The sequence below is a fragment of the Paraburkholderia sp. GV068 genome, from assembly GCF_003058125.1.
GTDB lineage: Bacteria > Pseudomonadota > Gammaproteobacteria > Burkholderiales > Burkholderiaceae > Paraburkholderia > Paraburkholderia graminis.
In genome coordinates, this window is the sequence record NZ_QBUB01000003.1 from 354,956 (window position 1) to 376,668 (window position 21,713).

The 21,713-nt window shown below is 64.8% G+C and carries 18 protein-coding genes; 9 read left to right on the forward strand and 9 right to left on the reverse strand.

Translation table 11 applies throughout. From position 1 onward, the window contains the following. Positions 1-118 precede the first annotated feature (118 nt). The 4 genes from C8K18_RS09160 to C8K18_RS09170 all read left to right on the forward strand — a co-directional run bounded on the left by C8K18_RS09160 (position 119) and on the right by C8K18_RS09170 (position 5,328). Positions 119-2,035 carry a hypothetical protein gene (locus tag C8K18_RS09160; protein WP_258196093.1) on the forward strand — a complete coding sequence of 639 codons (1,917 nt, stop codon included), beginning with the start codon at positions 119-121 and terminating at the stop codon, positions 2,033-2,035. Between the two features lie 140 nt (positions 2,036-2,175). Further along, complete coding sequence (locus tag C8K18_RS33250; protein WP_165919807.1) at positions 2,176-2,325, forward strand: hypothetical protein; 150 nt, start codon at positions 2,176-2,178, stop codon at positions 2,323-2,325. Between the two features lie 56 nt (positions 2,326-2,381). Further along, on the forward strand, positions 2,382-2,834 hold the full coding sequence (locus C8K18_RS09165) for a GDP-mannose mannosyl hydrolase (protein WP_006047812.1): 453 nt from the start codon (positions 2,382-2,384) through the stop codon (positions 2,832-2,834). Positions 2,835-2,949: 115 nt separating this feature from the next. Further along, on the forward strand, positions 2,950-5,328 hold the full coding sequence (locus C8K18_RS09170; RefSeq protein ID WP_107707370.1) for a PIG-L family deacetylase: 2,379 nt from the start codon (positions 2,950-2,952) through the stop codon (positions 5,326-5,328). Positions 5,329-5,366: 38 nt separating this feature from the next. Here C8K18_RS09170 and C8K18_RS09175 read toward each other — a convergent pair whose 3' ends face one another. The 5 genes from C8K18_RS09175 to C8K18_RS09195 all read right to left on the reverse strand — a co-directional run bounded on the left by C8K18_RS09175 (position 5,367) and on the right by C8K18_RS09195 (position 11,760). Continuing rightward, positions 5,367-6,452 (reverse strand): glycosyltransferase family 4 protein, encoded by a 1,086-nt coding sequence (locus tag C8K18_RS09175; protein WP_029970375.1) that lies wholly within the window; start codon positions 6,450-6,452, stop codon positions 5,367-5,369. Positions 6,453-6,846: 394 nt separating this feature from the next. Beyond that, a complete protein-coding gene (locus C8K18_RS09180) occupies positions 6,847-8,328 on the reverse strand; it encodes an MFS transporter (RefSeq protein WP_107707284.1) in 1,482 nt (493 codons plus the stop codon). A gap of 71 nt (positions 8,329-8,399) precedes the next feature. Beyond that, positions 8,400-9,635, reverse strand: a complete 1,236-nt coding sequence (locus tag C8K18_RS09185; RefSeq protein ID WP_107707285.1) for a CaiB/BaiF CoA-transferase family protein — start codon at positions 9,633-9,635, stop codon at positions 8,400-8,402. Continuing rightward, a complete protein-coding gene (locus C8K18_RS09190) occupies positions 9,632-10,615 on the reverse strand; it encodes a hydroxymethylglutaryl-CoA lyase (RefSeq protein WP_107707371.1) in 984 nt (327 codons plus the stop codon). Before C8K18_RS09190 ends, C8K18_RS09185 begins: the two co-directional genes overlap by 4 nt. A gap of 251 nt (positions 10,616-10,866) precedes the next feature. After that, complete coding sequence (locus tag C8K18_RS09195) at positions 10,867-11,760, reverse strand: LysR family transcriptional regulator (protein ID WP_107707286.1); 894 nt, start codon at positions 11,758-11,760, stop codon at positions 10,867-10,869. Positions 11,761-11,986: 226 nt separating this feature from the next. On the opposite strand from C8K18_RS09195, the gene C8K18_RS09200 reads away from it, so the two are divergent. Next, a complete protein-coding gene (locus tag C8K18_RS09200) occupies positions 11,987-12,640 on the forward strand; it encodes a LysE family translocator (protein WP_107707287.1) in 654 nt (217 codons plus the stop codon). 199 nt (positions 12,641-12,839) lie between these two features. Beyond that, positions 12,840-13,628, forward strand: coding sequence for a sulfite exporter TauE/SafE family protein (locus C8K18_RS09205; RefSeq protein WP_006047821.1), 789 nt, complete (start codon positions 12,840-12,842; stop codon positions 13,626-13,628). A 48-nt stretch (positions 13,629-13,676) separates the two neighbouring features. Here the strand turns inward: C8K18_RS09205 and C8K18_RS09210 are convergent, their stop codons facing one another. Together C8K18_RS09210 and C8K18_RS09215 are read right to left on the reverse strand one after the other, a co-directional pair. Continuing rightward, on the reverse strand, positions 13,677-13,925 hold the full coding sequence (locus C8K18_RS09210; RefSeq protein ID WP_006047822.1) for a hypothetical protein: 249 nt from the start codon (positions 13,923-13,925) through the stop codon (positions 13,677-13,679). Positions 13,926-14,292: 367 nt separating this feature from the next. Then, positions 14,293-14,646 (reverse strand): BON domain-containing protein, encoded by a 354-nt coding sequence (locus C8K18_RS09215; protein ID WP_006047823.1) that lies wholly within the window; start codon positions 14,644-14,646, stop codon positions 14,293-14,295. 539 nt (positions 14,647-15,185) lie between these two features. Between C8K18_RS09215 and C8K18_RS09225 the strand changes: the two genes are divergently transcribed. The 3 genes from C8K18_RS09225 (at position 15,186) to C8K18_RS09235 (ending at position 18,666) form a co-directional block, all read left to right on the forward strand. Beyond that, positions 15,186-16,736 (forward strand): TAXI family TRAP transporter solute-binding subunit, encoded by a 1,551-nt coding sequence (locus C8K18_RS09225; RefSeq protein ID WP_107707372.1) that lies wholly within the window; start codon positions 15,186-15,188, stop codon positions 16,734-16,736. Between the two features lie 99 nt (positions 16,737-16,835). Then, a complete protein-coding gene (locus C8K18_RS09230) occupies positions 16,836-17,480 on the forward strand; it encodes a 2-hydroxychromene-2-carboxylate isomerase (protein ID WP_053857569.1) in 645 nt (214 codons plus the stop codon). Positions 17,481-17,712: 232 nt separating this feature from the next. Beyond that, positions 17,713-18,666: a LysR substrate-binding domain-containing protein gene (locus C8K18_RS09235; RefSeq protein ID WP_107707289.1), complete on the forward strand. Its 954-nt coding sequence runs from the start codon at positions 17,713-17,715 to the stop codon at positions 18,664-18,666. A 68-nt stretch (positions 18,667-18,734) separates the two neighbouring features. On the opposite strand, the gene xdhC is transcribed toward C8K18_RS09235, so the two are convergent. Both xdhC and xdhB read right to left on the reverse strand, forming a co-directional pair. Beyond that, positions 18,735-19,316, reverse strand: coding sequence for a xanthine dehydrogenase accessory protein XdhC (gene xdhC / locus C8K18_RS09240; protein WP_107707373.1), 582 nt, complete (start codon positions 19,314-19,316; stop codon positions 18,735-18,737). A gap of 21 nt (positions 19,317-19,337) precedes the next feature. Next, positions 19,338-21,704, reverse strand: a complete 2,367-nt coding sequence (gene xdhB / locus C8K18_RS09245) for a xanthine dehydrogenase molybdopterin binding subunit (RefSeq protein WP_107707290.1) — start codon at positions 21,702-21,704, stop codon at positions 19,338-19,340. Positions 21,705-21,713: the final 9 nt, after the last annotated feature.

Consider the following 21,713-nt stretch of genomic DNA (forward strand, 5'->3'; position numbering starts at 1 on the left):
GAATTAGCAGTTTGACGACGTTCGCGCGACGAGACACAGCGCGAGCAGCACGGGATACACGGGGGATGGTATGTCGAATTCAAACAGGCATCGCGCAGTGCGAAGCATTATAAGGTCCATGTCGGGGCGCACGGCTGCATGTGCGGTTCTTTTCGCGGCGCTCTGCGTATCGGCAGTTGAATGCCAGGCAGCGGCGGCGCAGGCCGATACGAAGGCGTCTGACGGCAAGGGCCTGCGTTGCTCGGCGCCTTCGTCGCAAGCAAGCGCGGCATCCACAGGCGATCTGATCGAAGCGGATACACCGAGCGACGGCACGCGTCTCTTCGCCGCATCGAAACCGTTTGCGCTTGTGTTCACCACGCGCGCGCCGCAAAACGATACGCTCATCTGGCAGATACGCGACACGTGGAATGTTGTGCGTGCAAGCGGTCGCTTCAGCGTCGCCGCTGGCGCAATGTCATGGACGCTCAATTGCGCATCGCCGATAGCGGGCTATTTCGCCGTGTCCGCATCGCTCGAACGCGCGCAGGGTGAACTGTCATCGCGCGGCACGCGGCCGGCCGGCATCGCCACGTTCGGCGTGCTGCCCGATACCGCGGCCACGCTACCGGCCGTACGCTTTCCGTATGAAGACCTGCATCGGTTCGGCGGCCAGGGCACCGCGTATCTCGCGCCCGGTCAGCATTGCTGCGACGGCGACGGTTATCGTCCGGTCTATACCGCGCTCGGCCTCACGTGGATAAACGACAACCGCAACTGGTACATGGAAGAGCCGGACAAGCCCGGCACCTTCGATCCCGCGAAGAAGCAACTCACGCCCTACCTGCAACGAGGCGACCTCTTGCGTCTGATCCAGCTCGACGGCATTCCCAAATGGGCGAGCACGACGGGCAAGCAAACTCATAGCTATGCACCCACTTCACTCGCGCAGATGAAGGAGTACATGGCGAAGGTCGGCGCGGAATCGAATCGCGTTCGCACGACTTATTTTCCGAAGCAGCGCGACAACTACTATCAGGTCACCTGGGAGCCCGACGCCGACGGCGGTTTGCCGTGGCGCGACAGCGACGCGAATTTCGTCGCGATGTACCAGGCCGTGTGGGAAGGCATCCATCAGACAGATCCGCATGCGGTGGTGATGGGCCTCACGTATTCATCGGTGCAAGGCAACGTGACGTGGATGCGCCGCTTGGGTCCGCTCGGCATCGGCCGCTATATGGATGGCATGACCGTGCACGGCTATTACGACATTGGCACGACGCCGTCGCATCCGCCGGAGCGCGTGGCCGACACGCGCAATCAGGGCACGGTGTCGGGCGCGCTCGCTGCGTCGATGCGCGCGTTGCGCCATGAAATGCGGCAATACCTGAAGCCCGGCGCGCCGCTGTTCGTGACCGAGACGGGCATCAGTTACGACATCGGCGAATCGTATGGCAAGCGCTATCCGGGCGCTGACGTGCTGTATGCGCAAGCCGCGGTCGTCGCGCGCACGCATCTGATTCTGCTCGGCGAAGGCGCCGACATGACCTACGTGTTCTATCTCGCGGACATGCCGGACGCGGCGCCCGGCTACGGCATCTTCTTCGAACTCGAACACGCCAAAGGCGCGTATGGTCCATCGCGCATCAGCCCCAAACCGGCGGCGCTCGCGGTGGCGGCGATGACGCGCATCGTCGACGGAACGAGCACGCTCGGGCCTCTCAAAGCGTTGCCGAACGGCGTCCATGCGTACGCATTTCGAAGGCTCGGCGGCGGCAAGATCGTGACCGCGCTCTGGACTCACGACAACGACAAATGGAGCGCGAAAACCGGCTTCAACGCGGGGCAAAGCGTCGAATATCGCTTGCGTGTCGACGCGCCCGGCACGAGCGGCGAAGTCACCACGCTCGACATGATGGGCAACGCGGCGGCGGTGCCGTATCGCGACGGCGTGGCAACGTTGAAACTGTCGCCCACGCCTTTATACGTGGTGTCGAGTAACGCCGACGTATTCAAGGACGCTGTCACTACGCCGGAAGGTTACGTCGCCCGCTAGCCAATCCGGCTCGAAGTCATGCGGCGAGAACTAGGCGAACTACGAGATCTACGAGAACTACGCGAACCGCGATAGCTAGCGCACAGAACACCGCGGCCGCCGCAATTAGCATCTGTATCGACGCGCGGGGGGCGCTAATAATGAACGGGGTTGCGTGGATCATGCTCGTGCTGGGCGCGATAGCCGGCGCATTCGCGTTTGCGGCGGCAGGCACACTCATGCTTTTGCTGCTGATCGCGGACGTCGCGCAAAGACTGACTCGCGACGACGACAACCGTGGCGACTATTAACACTGCTTGCGCCACGGAAATCGCCGTGGCAATAGCGAGCTTGCTCGGGAACCCGCATGCTGACGGAAATCGACTTCCTCGATGTTGTTCGTTTGACGCCGCTCGTTGCGATCGATCTGCTCGTTCGCGATGCAGACGGACGCGTTCTGCTCGGTCATCGCCGCAATCGGCCCGCACGCGGCACATGGTTCGTTCCCGGCGGCCGCATCCTCAAGGACGAAACGCTCGACGCCGCTTTCTCGCGCATCGCCGACGCCGAACTCGGCATCGCGAAACTCGCACGTTCCTCGGCGCGCTTCGAAGGCGTATTCGAACATCACTACAGCGATAATTTCGCGGGCGAGCCTGGCGTGTCGACGCATTACATTGTGCTTGCTTATGCGTTGTCGGTAGCGAGTGCGCAGCCGGTCGGCCGGCCCGATCAGCACAGCGAATATCTGTGGCTCACGCCTCACGAACTGCTCGCACGCGACGATGTCCATGAAAACACCAAGGCGTATTTCCGTTAGTGTTTCCGCTAGTATTCCCGCTAAGCAGCCACCGTATGCGTAGTGTTAGCCCGCCAACGCGGAACGTCAGATGATTGCAGTATGATCGAGCGCACTATAAAAGGCTCGAATGCACATGCGATCATCGGCGGCCCGTGTTGTTCGGAGAATATGCGTAGCGCTGCTCGCGTTGGCCGTGTTACCAACGGCAGCGCGCGCGGCGGACTGCAAGGCGGGAACGCTCGTCACCGTCGTTGCGCATCTGGACGACGATCTGCTGTTCGTCGATCCCGCGATTAGCGAGCGTCTCGATGCCGGATGGTGCATCACCACAGTTCATCTGATCGGCGGCGCAAACGGCGCGAGGCTGCCCTATGTGCTGACGCGCGAGCAGGCCTCGCGGCTCGCGTATGCGCGCATGGCCGGTGTGCCCGACGCATGGAACGAGTCGAGCGTCGAGATCGCCGGCAAGCTCGTGCATGAAATGGTGCTGAAAGCCAAGCCGCAGGTTCGGCTGCTCGAACTGCGGCTGCCGGGCGGCGGCGTGCGCGGCGGCCGCGAGCCGCTCGGCTTGCTATGGGAACAGCGCGCAACGCTATCCACGTATCCGATCAACGCGGACGGCTCGGGGCGCATGAAGTACGATCGCGAGTCGCTCTCCGCGACACTGAAGGCGATTCTCGCTCAGGCCACGCTGATCTACACACTTAATCCGGACACCGTACCATTTGTCGAGCACCCGGATCACATTCTCGCCGCGCGCATAACGCGTCATGTCGCGCAGACGCTCGGCAACAGCGTGCCGATCGTCTACCACGTGACCTATCCCACCGGCGGCTGGCCCGGCAATCTTCCTGCTGCCGAGGTGCAACGCAAGCGCGACATCGTCGCGAGCTACTTTTCCGTCGACGGAAGCGAGTCGTCGCATGTGTTCGGCGAATTCCAGTGGGACGGCAACTGGATCGCCCGACGCTATGCGTTCGCGGACCGCAGCGATCGCCGTGTGCCGGACTTCGTCGCGCGCCCGATCACGCTATTCAACGTGGCGACGAACCGCTGTGTGACCGCGCCCGGCATGAACCAGGCGCCCACACTCGGCGCGTGCAACGGATCGGCCGCGCAGCAATGGCGATGGGAACCGCTCACGGTGTATCCCGGCAATGCGCGCAACGCCGCGCTCGTGAGTGTGGCCACGTCGCAATGCATTGCCGAGCGCGACGGTTATCTGCGCGCGGAAAGCTGCGATCAATGGGACCTCGCGCAACGCTGGACGCCTTGGGACTTCGGCCTCGTCTACACGCCGATGCGTCACTGCCTCGGCGAAACCGGCGGCAAGCTGACGATGCGCGGCTGCGCGGCGCTCACCACGCGTTACCGCTGGGCCACGACACAGCACATTCAGGCCAACGATCTGCGGCTCGCGACCGCCATGTATGCCGACGTGACGGGAACGGGCGACGCGTCCGCCGTCTACGTGCAACGGCAGCACGACGGCCCTGGATTCGATGTCTATGTCGCGTCGCTGGAACGCGCCGCGCCGCCGGCGCTGTGGTACAAGGCCGCGGTTCCATTCGATGCACGCGCCACCGCGCCAAGCTGCGCGGGCGACAAGTTGTGCTTCGACAGCGCGCGCTTTCTGCTCGGCGACTTCGACGGCGACGGCAAGGCGGATCTGATGATCGTCACCGCGCGCGAGAACGGCACCGCCTTCTGGCTGCTGCGCAGCGCGGGCGATCATTTCGACGCGCCGCGCATCTGGCTGCAAACAAGTACCGCGTTCAAGCCCGAGCTGACGCAGCAATACGTCGCCGCGGATTTCACCGGCACGCATCGCGCGAGTGTGCTGTTTGCACAGAAGCGCGCGGACAGCGGACTCGATCTGTGGCTCGCGTCCTCGAACGGCGCGGCAAGCACTGCTGCGGCGCCCACGCTCGTCGTGGAAGCCAAAGGTCTCGCGCAGAATGCGACGCTCTTGCCGTTCGGCAAGGCGGGCTCGCGCTCATCGCTCGTCGCGCTGGAGACGGGGCAAGAACGCGTGTCGCTCACGGTCATACGCAACGGCAACGCGGGCATGACGATCGGCGAACGCAAAATGCTGCCGGCCGGCTTCATGCCAGGCTTCGTGAAGCCCGCGGTCGCGTCGCTGCACGGCGAAGATCGCGACACGCTGCTGCTGGTCACGCCGCGCCTCGACGGCACTGACGCCGACGAGTTGATCGACATTGCCGCGCTTGCCATCGCCGACGCGACTGTCGTGCCCGCGCATGTCGCTTCGTTGCGCGGCATGTCGTGGTCGGATGTATTCCCGGCTTACGTGCGGGATAGACATGGCGCGGCGCTCGCGCTTTATCGTCGAGTGGACGCGACGCTCGGCGACTTCTACTTCACGGGCGGCGCTCCGGCGCTGTCGCGCTATCCGCTGAAAAACGGCCTGACGCCGGGCACGCCGCAGGATCTCGGCGAATTGCCGGGGCTTTTTTCGGAGACGGTGCGAATCGACCGGCTCGCTCAATAACGTCGTGTGACGCGTAAAGAAGCGGCCGGTCGATCGTGTCAGGCAGACATGCGCAAAGGCTCGGCGAACTTGCGCACGATCGACATGTAGCGATCCGCCGTGTCATGCAACGTATAACCGGCGAGCTGCCGGTGCGCGCGCGGCGTATTCAGCGCGTTAGCGAGCGCATGGCCGTACGCTTCGACATCCGTCGTATCGACGAGGCTCACGCCGGGCAGGCTGCTCGCAAAGCCGAACGAAGGAATCCGGTTCGCGACGACCGGAATGCCGGACGCCAGCGCCTCGAGAAAGCCAATGCTCTGCGCTTCGAAACGCGAGGGCATCGCGAACACGCGCGACGAACGCAACACCGCGGCGACGTCCGAGCGCGGTCCGCATACGGTCACTTTGCTCTCGAGTCCAAGCTCTCTGACTAGCGACACCACCGCGCGGTGATAGTCGAGTTCTTCGACCACGCCGCAAAGCAGCAGACGCGCTTCGGGCTCCACCTGCAAGACGCGCTCGAACGCGCGAACGGTGTGGAGTTGACTCTTTGCTTCGATGTACCGGCCGAGCTGCACGATCTGCTTCGGCGGCACCGCGCTGTCATGCGCAGGCGTGGCGTCCGGCGCGGCGAATTGCGACGCGTCCACTCCATTAGGAATCACAACCATCGACGGATGTCTGCCGATCTCGCGCATATAGTCGTCGAGATTCTGCTGCGAGACGCCGATGATCGCGCTTGCCCGGCGCGACAGCAATCGTTCCGCGCGTTTGAGCGCGCCGTTCTCGAAGTCGTTGACGCCCGAGTGCATTACCCATGCGATAGGCGTATGCACCGGCAACAAACGCACATAGAGCGCCGCAAGCGTCGCATGCGCAATGATGAAATCCGGCCGAAACTCGCGCACTACGCGATACAGGTGCACCAGCTTGCCCGCGCGTCCATGACGCACTTGCGGAAAGCGGCACATCACGCCGGCCGCGTTGAGTTCCGCGCGAATGTCGGCGAAATCGTCCTGCTGCGGCAGCAGCGAAGTCATACAGACTTCATGCCCGGCACGCTGATGATGAATTGCAAGCCCTTTGACGAGTACTTCTGCCCCCGACAATCGTGGTGCGTGAACCAGTTGAAGAATCCTCACGATTTATCTCTCTGATGACCGCCCGCTTCACAGCGGCGAGATGATCCGCGCACGTGACCAAAAACGGCCCACTCGACGCTCTCATCCGATAGTTAGTATGTGGCGCGCATTCGTGACGCGCGTCGTCTCCGAAACCCGCGACTTGCCGATGCACCGGCAACCGTCGCCAGAAAACGTTACACCCAACATCCTGCAAATTTGCGCCAAGGCCAAGACTTCTTCCGCTGTGAAATGCGCGGTATCGCCCATTCCGGACGCAAATCCGCCGCCGCTGCCGTTGCGATCCGAACGACCGCGCGGCGCCGCGAACTCGTGGCGGCAATCAACGTGCGCTACCGCACATTGCCGGAAAGATTATTGAAGCGCGAGCACGTTTGTTCTCGCGCCCAGTGCGCTACTTCGAGATGTCCTCCAGTGCGACGTCGCGCGTCTTCGGCCCGAGTGTGCCGATAGCGAGCATCACGATCACCATCGCACTCGAAATGAATGCGAACACGCCATTCACTCCAAACTCTCTCAGGCATCCGGCGATCACGAATGCGGAGAACATCGCCGAAATCCGGCTCCACGAATAGACGAAACCGACCGCGCGTGCGCGAATGCTGGTGGGAAAGAGTTCGGCCTGATACGCGTGATAACTGTAGGAAATGATGTTGCCGGCCAGCACGAGACACACGCCGAGACTCACGAGCAGCACCGTTTCGCGCGCCTGGCTGAACAGCAGCCCGCACACGACGTTGACCGCGGCCATGCAGATGATCACCGTCTTGCGCTCGAAGCGGTCCGCGATCAGCAAGCCGAGCAGAGGTCCGAGCGGCGCGGCCACGGCGATGATGCTCGCGTACATCAGGCTCGTCGTCACCGTGATGCCCTGCTTGATCAGCAAGGTCGGAATCCAGTTCGCAAAGCCGTAATAGCCCATCGTCTGGAAGACGTGAAAGATGATCAGCATCAGCGTGCGCTTGCGATACGGCGGCACGAGCAGATCGCGGAACGCAGCGCGCGCCCGCACCGGCTCGGGCAATGCAGGCTCCGGCAGTGCACGTCCATACTCGCGTTCGACTCGCGCCTCGAGCCGCGTCATGATCGCGTCCGCTTCGTCGAGGCGGCCTTTTTGCGCGAGCCAGCGCGGACTCTCCGGCAAACCGAGGCGAATCCACCAGACGACGATCGCGCCGACCACGCCGGTCAATACGACGAGACGCCAGCCGTCGAGACCGAAATATCGATGCGGCACCAGCAGATACGAGAGAAACGCGACGATCGGCACCGCGCAAAAACCCACGGCCTGCGAGCACGCGGACGCGCGGCCGCGCACATGCTTCGGCACCAGTTCGGAGATGTACGTGCCGATCGTCACGATCTCCACGCCGATGCCGATGCCCGCGATGAAACGCCACACGTTCAGCCCGAGCGCCGTGTCCTGAAACGCCATGACGATGTTCGCCGCCGTGTACCACAGCAGCGACCACGTAAAGATCGCGCGCCGCCCGAAGCGATCAGCAAGAAAACCGCAAGCCGCCGTGCCGATGAAAAGCCCCGCGAACAATGCGGCGATAAAGCTCGCGACACCGCTCGTGCCAAACAGACCATGCGTCGTCGCGGTGAGAATGCCGCTCTTCACGAGGCCCGGCGCGATGTAGCCGGAGAACATGAGGTCGTATAGTTCGAAGAAGAGCCCGAGGCTCAGCAACATCACCAGCTTCCAGATGGAACGCGTGGCCGGCAGGCGGTCGAGCCGCGCCGAAATGCGCGCGCCGCCCAAGGCGATTTCTTCGGCACGGCCGCCCGCCGCTGCGCCGGCGCCCGAAGGCAAGCCGAGCGCGCCGGCATCGCCGAGCGCTGTTGCATACACTGTTTGATTCGACGACTTCATCGTCTGTCTCCTTGAATGCCGGTCTGTTGCCGGTTAAGCCTTGGTTGACCGCGTGCGCGACAAGAAACCCGCTATGCGGCTTCGCGCGGCGTCTGATTTGAACCGCTCGTCAACGAGGCGATCCGCGCGTCGTCATAACCGAGTTCGCGCAGCACCTCAGCCGTGTGCTCGCCGATCTTCGCGATCGGCTGACGCGGCTGCAAACGCTCACCGTCGATTGAAATGGGCAGCAGCGGCATCGCGGTTTCGCTGCCGTCGTCGAGCGTGAGACGCGCGAGGCCGCCGCTTTCGTTCAGATGCGGATCGTCGAACAGTTCTTCGGGCTTCACGATCGACGCGAACGGAATATGGTCGCGTTCGAACAGCGGCACGAGCGCCGCGCCGTCGAATTGCTTCAGCGTTTCGCCGAGCGTCTGCAACAGCCATGAGCGCGCGAGCACCCGATCGTTGTTGGTTGCGAGACGGGGGTCGGCGAGCAGATCCGCGCGGCCGAGAATCCCGCACAACGCGCGCCATTGACCGTCGCCCGTTGCGGCGATGAACATCTGCTGGTCGCCGGCCAGCGTGAACACGTCATAGACGGCCCATGCGCTGATGCGCTCGGGCATCGGCGCAGGCGCCACGCCGGTGGCCGCGTACTGCTGCATGTGCTGCGCGGACAGCAGCACGCAGTTCTCGAAGAGCGCGCTCTGCACTTCCTTGCCGCGTCCGCTCACATGCCGTTCGTGCAGCGCGGCCAGCACGCCGATCGCGCCGAACATGCCGCCCATGATGTCGTTGACCGAACTGCCCGCGCGCAGCGGACGGCCCACGGGGCCCGTCATATACGCGAGGCCGGCCATCATCTGCACGACTTCGTCGAGCGCGAGCCGGTGCTCATAAGGCCCGTTGAGAAAGCCCTTGTGCGAAACGTAGATGAGCTTCGGGTTGCGCTCGCGCAGCGACGCGTAGTCGAGACCGAGGCTCGCCATGCGGCCCGGCTTGAAGTTTTCGACGAACACATCGGCGGTATCGACGAGCTCATGCAGCGCGGCAAGTCCCGCCTCGCTATCGAGGTCGAGCGCGACGCTCTTCTTGTTGCGATTGAAGGTGCGGAAAAAACCCGCGCCGGTGCCGAGCAGGCGCCGCGTGCCGTCGCCGCGCGGCGGCTCGACCTTGATGACTTCGGCGCCGAGATCGCCGAGGATCATCCCGCACGTCGGACCCATCACCATATGCGAAAGCTCGATCACGCGAATGCCGGCGAGCGGCAACGCGCGTTGCGGCGCGTCGGCGGCGGAATTGTCGGTAAAAGAAGAGGCGTTCATTGCGGCACCTGCGAGCGCGAAGAGGTTGAAGATTGGCTGGGTTGGGAGATCGCGAACTGCTTCGGCACACCGGCGCGCGCGAGGTAGCCGTAGAGCGGCTCGCCCGGCAAGGCATCGGCGAGCACGTCGCGCGACGCGATCAGGCGGGCAAGGTCGATGCTCGTTTCATAGCCCATGCTGTCGAGCATGAACACGAGGTCTTCGGTGTTGACGTTGCCCGTCGCGCCAGGCGCATGCGGGCAGCCGCCGAGGCCGGCGAGCGACGCGTCGAATTCGCGGATGCCGTGTTGCAGCGCGATCAGCGTATTCGCGAGGCCGAGGCCGCGCGTGTCGTGGAAATGCAGCGAGCGCAGCTTGTCGCCCGCGACGCCGCGCACGAGTTCGATGATCTCGCCGACCTGACGCGGCGTGGCTTCGCCGGTGGTATCGCCGAGCGCGATCACATCGGCGCCTGCGTTGACGGCGTCGCGTGCGATCGCCGCGATGTCCGCGTAAGGCACCGCGCCTTGCAGCGTGCAGCCGAATACCGTCGACAAACCGGCGATCAGTTGCACACGCCGCGTGCCTGCGCCTTGCGCGCTGTCGATCGCGTCGCGCATGGTTGCAAACGCATCGATCATTTCGGCGGGCGTCTTGCGCACGTTCGCGAGGCTGTGCGCGGTGCTCACCGAAATCGGCGCGACGATCCGATGGACGCCCGCTTCGAGTGCGCGTTGCGCGCCCTTCAGATTGGGCACGAGCGCGGTCACGATCAGATCGCGGTAGCCGAGTGCGTGAGCGATGACTTCGTCGGCGTCGGCCATCTGCGGCAACAGTTTCGCCGGCACGAACGACGCCACTTCCATGTACCGCACGCCGGCGGCATACGCGGCATCGATCCAGCGGCGCTTGAATTCGGTGGGCATGGTTCGCGCGATGCTTTGCAGACCGTCGCGCATGCCGACTTCGGTTATGACGACGCGTTCCTTCGTATCGCTCATGTCGCTCATGTCGCTCATGGGTTGAATTCCTGCGGAGAAATGCGGGGAAATGAAGCACGGATCACAGCGTGCCTGCGCGCGTGCGCGTAGCAAAGTCTGCGTTGACGAAGCACTCCATCGCCGTTGACGATGGCCGGCGAAGCAAGCGGGACGGCCGTGCGGCGTCGCAGAGGGGAAACCCTTAAGGGCTTTTCAGAAGGGGCGGCGCGTGCGTGGAGCGTGAGTAGTTAGCGCAACCGCGGCGCAACACCCTAAACCGCGCGCAGCAAATGCTCCAGCAGATGCGACGCGGCAAGCGTCAGCGCGCCGCGGTCGCGCACGCAGATCACGAAGCGCCGCTCGGCCCATGCGTCGCGCAACGGCACGGCGACGATGCCGTATTCGTCCGCGGCATGGCGCGGCAGCGCTTCGCCTGGCAGGATCGCCACCGCGAGGCCGGCCTGGATGAAGCGATACGCGGCGTCGAAGGTCGACACGTACGTGCGGTAGTTCAACTCGCGCCCTTTCTCGGCCGCGATCCGCTGCATCAGCGCATTGACCGATGCATTCGACGAGAGCCCGAGATGATCGAAGGCGAGCGTTTGCTCGAAGTCGACGTTGGCCTCGGCGGCGAGAGGATGACCGCGCGGCACGATCAGCGCGAGATGGTCGGCACGGTACGGCAGCGCGTCAAGACTGCCCATCGACACGACGTCGCGGCAAATGCCGAGATCGGCAACGCCTTCCTCGAGACCGCGCACGATCTCCGCGCTCACGCGCTCTTCGACATCCACGCGAATCTGCGGATTGGCCTTCAGGAATTCGGACAAGGCCTCGGGCAGAAACTCCACCATCGACGACACGTTCGCCAGCACGCGCACGTGCCCGCGCGCGCCGGCTGCGTACTGGCTGAGTTCGGCCTGCATGCGTTCATGGCCGCGCATGATGAGCCGCGCGTGCCGCAACAGCGCCTCGCCGGCGGCCGTCGCGCGCACGCCGCGCTGACTGCGCGAAAGCAGCGCGACGTCGACGAGCGCTTCGAGATCGGCGAGCCGCTTGCTGACCGCCGAAGGCACAATGAACTCGCGCTCCGCGGCGCGCGCGATGGTGCCTTCCTCGCACACGGCGATGAACAAGCGCAACGTCACCTGATCGATCTGCCACATGGGCATCGGCTCCAAGGATTTGAGTGCGGAAAATTATGCCCGAGGAGAAGCGGCAGCCGTGCGAGGCCAGGGTATTCACGGTTAGTGACATTGTGGGGAGTGGAAGCTTGCTCGCGGGATGCGCTGTGGCTATGCTGGGCGATGGTCGTGGGAGGCGGCGGGTTGCAGCTTTTAGACACACATCGCTCGCCCCACGCTATCCGAACAACAACCACCGGAACCCGCCATGTCGATGACCAGCCTCTTCTTCACCGCCGCCGGCGTCGGCCTCGCGATTGCCGCGCCGGTCGGCCCGATGGGCATGCTCTGCATTCGCCGCACGTTGACCGGCGGTCCGCGGGCGGGGCTTGCCATTGGCCTCGGCATTGCAACGGGCGACGCGTTGTATGGCCTGATCGCCGCGCTCGGCCTCGTCAGCATCTCGCAGTTCATGCTGGCTTATGACCGGCCGCTGCATCTGCTCGCCGGCTTGTTCCTGCTGTATCTCGGCGTGCGCACGCTGCTGCAAAAAGCGCCGGCAGACACGGCCAACGGCGAACCAGACGGCAACAGCAACGGCAAGCTCGCGCAAGTGGGCCGCGCCGGCGCGTTGCGTGCCTACGCAAGCTCGCTGCTGCTCACGCTGACGAACCCGCAAACGGTCATCATGTTCGCCGCGCTGTTCACGACACTCGCGCCGCGCGGCGCATTTTCATCGACGATCGCGCTGACGACCGTCGGCGGCGTGTTCTGCGGCTCGATCGCGTGGTGGTGTTTCCTCGTGACCGCGGTGTCGCTCGCGCGGCATGCGATCGGCAGCAAGCTGCGGCTCGCGATCGACCGGTTCGTCGGCATCATGCTGGCGGCGTTCGGCGTCGTCGAAATTCGCCGCGCGCTCTGAGCGGCGCGCCGCTCACAACCCTCGCGGCACGCCCGCTTCCGCGCATTCCGTACGCTCCGGCGTCAGTTTTGCGACAATAGCGGCTTTCGCCGCGCCGGGCGCCGCCTTCTTTCCAGTTTGCCGACCCGCGTCGGCGGTCGAGGCACGCGCGCCGCCCGTGCCCTAACCGTCAATCCACCGACCGCCCGCGGTCTCTTCAATGGCTCTTCCGCATATCGATCTGCTGTACTCCGCGTCCGGCCTGTTCGTCGGCTTTCTGGTCGGACTGACGGGCGTGGGCGGCGGCTCGCTGATGACGCCGATTCTGGTGCTGCTCTTCAACGTGCATCCGGCGACGGCCGTCGGCACCGACCTCCTGTACGCGGCCGCCACCAAGGCGACGGGCACGCTGGTCCACGGCCTGAAGGGTTCCGTCGACTGGCAGGTGACGCTGCGGCTCGCGGCCGGCAGCGTGCCCGCCGCGACCATCACGCTGCTGCTGTTGCACCGCTACGGGATGGACACGCCGGGCGCGAGCCGGCTGATCCAGCTTGTCCTCGGCGCCGCGCTGCTCGTGACCGCGGTCGCGCTCGTGTTCCGCCCGCAACTCGCCGCGCTGGGCGCGCACCGCCGCCGCACGCCGAGCCAGGGGCGCACGCTTGTGCTCACCATGCTGACGGGCGCGGTGCTTGGCGTGCTGGTGTCGCTGACTTCGGTGGGCGCGGGGGCGATCGGCGTGACCGTGTTGCTGCTGCTTTATCCGCTGCTGCCGACCATGCGCATCGTCGGCTCGGACATCGCGCATGCGGTGCCGCTCACGCTGCTCGCGGGAGCGGGCCATTGGCTGCTCGGTTCCGTCGACTGGTCGATGCTGCTGTCGCTGCTGGTCGGCTCGCTGCCGGGCATCGCGATCGGCAGCATGCTGTCCGCGCGCGCACCCGATGCGCTGCTGCGCAATCTGCTCGCCGCCACGCTCACGCTGGTCGGCGTGCGTCTCGTGCTGGCCTGAGAGCGGCGCTGGGGGTGGTGCTGAGGGTGCCCGCCGCCGTGACGCGAATCATCTGAAGAAGCGGCAGGTGAGATCGGCCTCGAACTGTCTGACCCATTGACCCTGACGGTCGTAATAGGATTGCGCCCAGCCGCCGCGCCGCACGGTGACGAGGCGTCCCTGGGCGGGATCGGCCGGATCGGCGTGAACGCTGACGTCGAAATGCGCGGGCGCGAAGCCGTGCCGCGCGCAGACCAGTTCGAAAGCGGCGCGGTCGGTGATGGGCAGATCGGTATAGCGCAGGAGCGTGGTTTGCATGGCGATGACTCCGGTTCTCCATGCACACAGTACGCTTTGGGCAGCGTCCCAAATGTGTCATTGCGCACAGTCGGACGACGGCGCAGCGCCGCACCGCATCGAGCTGCGGCGACGCCATCGTCGCTGCTTGCGAATGATCGCGCGTAATCGCGTGACGAAAAAAAGCTCCGGCAGGATTGCCGGAGCTTTTTCGCATGCATCGAACGGCGCATTGCGTCGGGAGCCGCGCTGAGAGCCGAATAAAGAGCCGTGTAAAGAGCCGTGTAAAGAGCCGTGTAAAGAGCGGCTTCCGGCGCTATCTCGCCCACTCACGCAGCCGGTCAGCGCGCCGTCATGGCGGGCTGACCGATGCGCCCGCTCGTCACGCTTACTGCTGCATCACCGACAGCTTGTTCGACACCGACGTCACGCCCGCGACGCCCTTCGCTGCCTCGCCGGCCGCGTCGATCTGGCCTTGGTCGGGCACCGAACCCGTCAGCGTCACCGCGCCGCCGCGAGCACGCACGGAGATGTTCGACACGTCGACGCCTTGCGTCTTCGAGATCGCGGCGCGCACCTTGCGGCCGAGCTGGCTATTGGCCTTCTTGCTCGCCTTCGCGCTGGCGGCGGGGGCGGCTGTCGTGCCGGTTGCCGTTGCATCGCTTGCCTGAGCATAGACGTTGCATGCCACCACCATTGCCACCACCGAGCCCAGCGTCTTCAGAAAACCGACCGATTTCATATTTCTTCTCTCCTTAGCTTCATATTGGACCGCTTGAATAAGCGGCTTCGTTACGACTACCTGCGGCCCTGGCCGAGGCGCGACAATGCGCGCGGCGAGGCAATGGCCGGCTATGGGCGGCGACACGAGATGCGAGAGGCACAAAGAGAGACCGGCTGCCTATACCGCACGCGCTGACGATACTGACGTGCATGCGATGCGGTACGGAAACCGGCAAGCCGCGAGATCCGCCGACGCGCCCGGTTCTTGTCTGTCGTGCCGGGTCGCGCCGCGCGAGACGTGTGTTCGCGGCAGCGATGCACAATTTAATCTAGCCGGGCCAGAAGCGCAAAGGGTTTAGTCATACGCGATGCGGGTCAGTGGCGATTCACCGGCGGGCGCAGTCACCCCGCAGTCACCCGCAGTCACCTTTTGTTACGGCTTTCTCGGCGCGCGCCGACGCCGCGCATTCCGCCGCCGCGGCAATCTCAGGTACCATCGGCGCCACGCGCAGCGCCGCATTTCAGTTCACCTTCGACAGTCGCCGTCCCCGTCATCCGATGAAGCCAGTCCCCGGCCGCCTACGCCCTCCCCGCCTCGTCGCGCGTTTTGTCGCGATCTCATGGCGCGACCTCGCGGTCTCGTTCGGACCGATCTTCCTGATCGCCGTGGCCGCGATCTGGGTCGCCGTGCGCCTGATCCAGCCCGCGCCGCCCAGCACGCTGACCATCAGCGCCGGTCCCGAAGGCAGCACCTTCTGGAACGCCGCGCAGAAGTACAAGGAGATTCTGGCGCGCAACCGCATCACGTTGAAGGTGCTGCCCTCCGAAGGATCGCTGCAAAACCTCAAGCGGCTGTCCGACCCGAACTCGGACGTCGACGTCGGCTTCGTGCAGGACGGCATGGCGCCCGGCGCGGCGAGCAACGGGCTGATATCGCTTGGCAGCGTGTCGTATGTGCCGCTCGCGATCTTCTATCACGGCCCGACGGTTGCGCGGCTCGCCGAATTCAAGGGCCAGCGCCTCGCGGTCGGCGCCGAGGGCAGCGGCACGCGACAACTGGCGCTCGCGCTCCTCAAGGCGAACGGCATCGAGCCCGGCGGCACGACGAAGCTGCTGCCGCTTTCGGGCGACGACGCCGCGCAGGCGCTCGTCTCCGGCAAGGTGGATGCGGCTTTTCTGGCCGGCGATTCCGCGCAGCCCGCGGTCATGGGCAAGCTTTACCGTACGCCGAATGTGCAGTTCTACGATTTCGTCCAGGCCGACGCGTACACACGGCGCTTCCCGTATCTGACGCAGCTGGAATTGCCGATGGGCGCGTTCGACCTCGGCAAGAATCTGCCGTCCGCGCCGATTCACATGGTCGCGCCGACCGCCGAACTGGTGGCGCGCGACTCGCTGCATCCGGCGCTGTCGGACCTTCTGATCGACGCCGCGCGCGAGGTGCACGGCAAGGCGAACATCATGCAGCGCGCCGGTGAATTCCCCGCGCCGCTCGCCCACGACTTCCCGATCAGCGACGACGCCGCGCGCTACTACAAGTCGGGCAAGGGCTTCCTGTACCGGGTGTTGCCGTTCTGGCTCGCGAGCCTCGCCGACCGTCTGCTGGTGGTGGTCGTGCCGCTTATCGTGCTGCTGATTCCGGCGCTGCGGCTCGTGCCGTCGCTGTATGCGTGGCGCGTGAAGTCGCGCATCTATCGCTGGTACGGCGCGCTGATCGCGATTGAGCGCAGCGCGCTCAGCGATCATTCGGCGGCCGAGCGGGCGTCGCTGCTGCAACGGCTCGACGCGATCGAGGATTCGGTGAACGGTCTGAAGATGCCGCTCGCCTATGCCGACCAGTTCTATGTGCTGCGCGAGCATATCGGCTTCGTGCGGGCAAGGCTCACGCAGAGCCGCGATGGCCGGCGCGAGATGTCGGAAGCGTTCGATACCGCGGACGACGAAGCCGAGGAAGCGGAAGCTGCGGCCATCGAAGCAGACGGCACCGACCAGGCGGACAGCGCGGACCAGCCCGGCAAACCCGCCGAAACCGACGCCGCGCCCGCCGCGCCGAATGAAGCCGCCGAGATCGGCGAAACCCGCGCCGACGAGCGCCGCAAACCAGATTGACGGTGCAAGCCGCTGCGGCACCGCGTAAGATCATTACAATTCCGACGATCTAGCAGACGCATCCGCCGATCTGTCGGACAGGCAATCCGGGAGACATATATGACCGTTGGCATCGACGCCGCGCAGCCGCTGTGGTTCTACGATTTCGTCTCGCCGTTCACGTACCTGCTGCTCGAGCAACACGACAAATGGCCGGGCTTCGACTTCGCCTTCACGCCCGTGGTGCTGAACGACCTGTATCGCCATTGGGGGCAGCGGCCGGCGTACAGCGTGCCGGCCAAGCGCACCTTCATGTACCGGCACGCCCTCTTTCGCGCGGAACAGCTCGGCATTCCCTACAAGATGCCGCCGGCCCATCCGTTCGACTCGATGAAGCCGCTGTTGCTCGCCACTGCCGCGCAGGCGGACGTGGTGTGCGTGCGCGAAATCTTCCGCTTCATCTGGCGCGAGGGCCGCGATCCTTCGACCGACGAGGCGTTCGCCGAACTGTGCGAGCGCGTCGGCATGCCCGATGGTCCGGAGCTCATCAAGAGCGAGGAAGTGCAAGCCCAGTTGCGGCGCAATACGGCGGATGCAATCGGGCTCGGCGTCTACGGCGTGCCGACCTTTCGTCTGAACGACCAGTTGTTCTGGGGCGAGGACGCGCTGCCGATGGTGCTGTACTGCGCGCGCACGCCGAACTGGCTGGAATCGAGCGAAGTCAAGCGGATCAGCGCGTTGCCCTCGGGTCTCGCGGACCTTTGAACGCGGAGCACGCGGCGTGACGCGTGGTGGCCGCAAGCGCGGCATGACGCTCGGTGGCCGCGCTTGCGGGGCTGATGCCGGTCATACCGTGGCCGCTATGGCCGCCGCGGTGCAATCGGGCCTAAGGTTATAACCTTTGCGCGATGCATGACCCGCGTGTTGCCGGGCCTGCGCGCGGCTGACTTTCGGGCACCGGGGCACAACGCCCGCTCGCCTTCGCTTGGCTTCTACCATGGACGACACCGCCGCCTCCCTCGACATCTGGCTCGTGCGCGTGCTGCGCACGCTGCTTGTCGAGCGCAGCGTCACGCAAGCCGCGCTGCGGCTCAATCAGACTCAGCCCGCGATCAGCACGGCGCTGCGCAAGCTGCGCGAGACGCTGAACGACCCGATCCTCGTACGCGGCAAGTCGGGCATGGTGCCGACCGAATACGGCGAATCGCTGCTGGCGTCGGCGCAACGCGTGCTGCGCGAAGTCGATTTCGTGGCCACGCCGCACGGCGATTTCGATCCGGGCCGCTCGCGCCGCACGTTTCGCGTGGCCGCGCCCGATTATCTGAACGACTTCTTCATGCCGACCGTGATCGCGCAGTTTCGCGAGGCGGCGCCGCATGCGCGGCTCGAAATCGATTCGCTGAATCCGATGCTCGATCATTCCGCCGCGCTCGATGCCGGCGAGCTCGATCTCGTGATCGGCAACTGGCCGAAGCCCGATCCGCGTTTCGAGCGCAGCGATCTGTTCTCGGACACTGTCGTGTGCATGATGCGCGCGGATCATCCGCTGACGCGCGCGCCGCTCACGCGCGAAGCCTATCTCGCCGCGCCGCATCTCGCGCCGACGCCGTATAGCGGCGCGCGCGGCGGCGCGATCGACACGGGTTTCGCGCGCGCGAAAGCCGAGCGGCGCATCGTCGCCACGCTGCCCTACTTCGGCCTCGTGCCGCAGACGCTGCTGCAATCGGATCTCATCTTCACGACGACGCGTCGTTTCGCGACCCACTATGCGAGCATTCTGCCGCTCGCGGTGGTCGAGGCGCCGATTCCGTTTCCGCGTATCAAGTGTTATCAGATGTGGCATCCGCAGCCGGATCGCCCGAGTGATCTCGGCTGGCTGCGTGCGTTGATGTCCGGGGTGTCGGATGGGCTGGTCGCGCAGAAAGCGCGGGGGGCGAGGCGGGCGCGGTGAGTTGTGGCGTGATGGACTCACGCGCTCGATGCGTTTAAGGCTGTCCGGGCGCGTTGGACGTTTATCGCTTAGACGCTGAGAGGCCGCTTGTATTCCGCCTCCGTTTGCATTGAAGCACACGCAGCAGCCCGCCGCGCGCGAACCTGCAGCAACTCCGCGCACACCGCGACGGCGATCATCGCAGGCGCCTTATCGACGATGCCGGGCACGCCGATCGGACACGTCATCTGCTCAAGCCGTTCAAGCTCCACGCCACGCTCCAGCAAACGCCGCTCGAACCTCACGCGCTTCGTCTTCGAACCGATCATGCCGAAGTAAGAAAAGTCGGTCCGCCGCATGATGCGTTCGGCGAGCGAAAAATCGAGCGCATGGTTATGCGTCATCACGAGAAACCAGGCGCCGGGCGGCGCGGCGTCGACGATCGCATCGGGCGTGTCGGTAGCTTCGATCTGCACGTTCGCGGGCGTTTCGTCGGGAAAGAGTTCGTCGCGCTCGTCGACCCACTGAACCACGCACGGCAGATTGCCGAGCAACTCGATCAGCGCATGACCCACGTGTCCTGCGCCGAACAGCACGATGTGCATCGGCGCCGCGCGCGGTGCTTCCACCGCGCTGCGCCGCCCGATCTGAATGGAAGAGCAGTCTTTCATCGCGCTCATCCCTCTTCTCTGTTAGCGGCGCGCCGCGGACGTGGCCGCCCGCACCGCACCGATTGCCTTGAGGATCTCCTCGCTCGTCGCGGGCGCGTTCAGCGGCGGATTCACCTTGTGATCGCCGACCGCCGACACCGCGTCGCGAATCGCAAAGAACACGGAAAACGGCAGCAGCAACGGCGGCTCGCCGGTTGCCTTCGAACGATGAATGCTGTCCTCCGCGTTGCGGTTCTTGAAGAGGCGCACGTTGAAGACCGGCGGCGTATCGTTGACGGTCGGAATCTTGTACGTGGACGGCGCGTGCGTCATCAGCTTGCCGCCTGCGTTCCACCACAGCTCTTCGGTGGTGAGCCAGCCCATGCCCTGAATGAACGCGCCTTCCACCTGGCCGATGTCGAGCGCCGGGTTCAACGACGCGCCCACGTCATGCAGCGCGTCCGCGCGCAGCACGCGCATTTCGCCGGTCAGGGTGTCGATCACGACTTCCGATACGGCCGCACCGTACGAGTAGTAATAGAACGGCCGGCCTTGCAGCTTGGCCTGATCCCAGTAGAGCTTCGGCGTCGCGTAAAAACCGTCGGACCACAACTGGATTCGCGCGAGGTACGCCTTCGCGATCACTTCTTCGAACGGCAAGACCGCCTCGCCGACGATCACGCGATCATGCGCGAAGCGCACGTCCGAAGCCTTCACCTCGCCCGCGCCAAAACGCTCGGCGGCGAACGCGGCGAGGCGCTCGCGCAGTTGACGCGCCGCGTCCTGCGCGGCTTTGCCGTTCAGATCGGAACCGGTCGATGCCGCCGTCGCCGATGTATTCGCGACCTTGCTCGTATCGGTCGCGGTCACGCGAATGCGATTGAAGCCGACGCCGAGTTCATGCGCGACGACCTGCGCGACCTTCGTGTTCAAGCCCTGGCCCATTTCGGTGCCGCCGTGGTTCACGAGCACCGAACCATCGGTATAAATATGCACGAGCGCGCCGGCCTGGTTGAAATGCGTGACGTTGAACGCAATGCCGAACTTGACCGGCGTGAGCGCGAGGCCTTTTTTGAGCACCTCATTGTTTGCGTTGAATTCGTCGATGGCCGCGCGGCGCGCGCGGTATTGGCTCGTCGCTTCGAGTTCGTCGATCAGTTCGTGAATCACGTTGTCTTCGACGACCTGGCCATACGGCGTCTGATTGCGCTCGGTCTTGCCATACAGATTGCGGCGGCGCACGTCGAGTGAATCTTCGCCGATGGAGCGCGCGACGTTGTCCAGAATGTATTCGATCGCGAACGCGCCTTGCGGACCGCCGAAGCCGCGAAACGCGGTGTTCGATTGCGTGTTGGTCTTGCCGCAAAAGCCGTCGATGGCGACGTCCGAAAGCCAGTACGCGTTGTCGAAGTGACACAGCGCGCGCGTCATCACGGGGCCGGACAAATCCGCTGAAAAACCGCAGCGCGAAGTCATATCGACGGCGACGCCTTCGATCACGCCCTTGTCGTCGTAGCCGACTTCATACGTGTAGTGGAAGTCATGGCGCTTGCCGGTGACCATCATGTCGTCGTCGCGATCGGGGCGCAGCTTGACCGGGCACAATAGCTTCCAGGCGGCGAGCGCCGCGCAGCACGCGAACAGACCCGACTGCGATTCCTTGCCGCCGAACCCACCGCCCATGCGCCGGCATTCGATCAGCACGTTATGCGATGCAACGCCCAACGCATGCGCGACGAGATGCTGCATTTCCGTCGGATGCTGCGTCGAACAGTAGACGTGCATGCCATCGTCGTCCTTGGGCACCGCGTAGGAAATCTGGCCTTCGAGATAAAACTGTTCCTGGCCGCCGAGCAGCATTTCGCCGGCCTCTCGATGCGCGGCTCGCGCGATCTTCGTTCCCGCTTCGCCGCGCGCGAGCTTCATCGGCGGCAACACGTATTGATTGGCGGCGCGCGCCTGCTGCGCAGTGAGGATCGCGGGCAGTTCCTCATAGACGATCTCGGCGCGGCGTGCGGCGAGCCGCGCGATTTCGTGCGACGTCGCGACCACGATGAAGACCGGCTGACCGACGTATTGCACGATGCCATCAGCGAGAATCGGATCGTCGCCGTGGACGATCGGCGCGACATCGTTCGCGCCGGGAATGTCGTCGGCCGTGAAGACGGCGACGACGCCGGGCGTCGCGCGCACTTTGTCGAGCGACATCGACACGATCTTCGCATGCGCTTTGGCCGACAGCCCGAGCGCCGCGTGCAGCGTGCCCGCGACCGTGGGAATGTCGTCGGTGTAGGTGGCGCGGCCACTCACGTGCAGATGCGCCGATTCATGCGGACGCGATACGTGGACCTGCGTGAAGTCGTCGAGTGCCTGAGCGTCTTTCAGGAATGGTTCGGCATGCTGATTCATTGTTGTGTT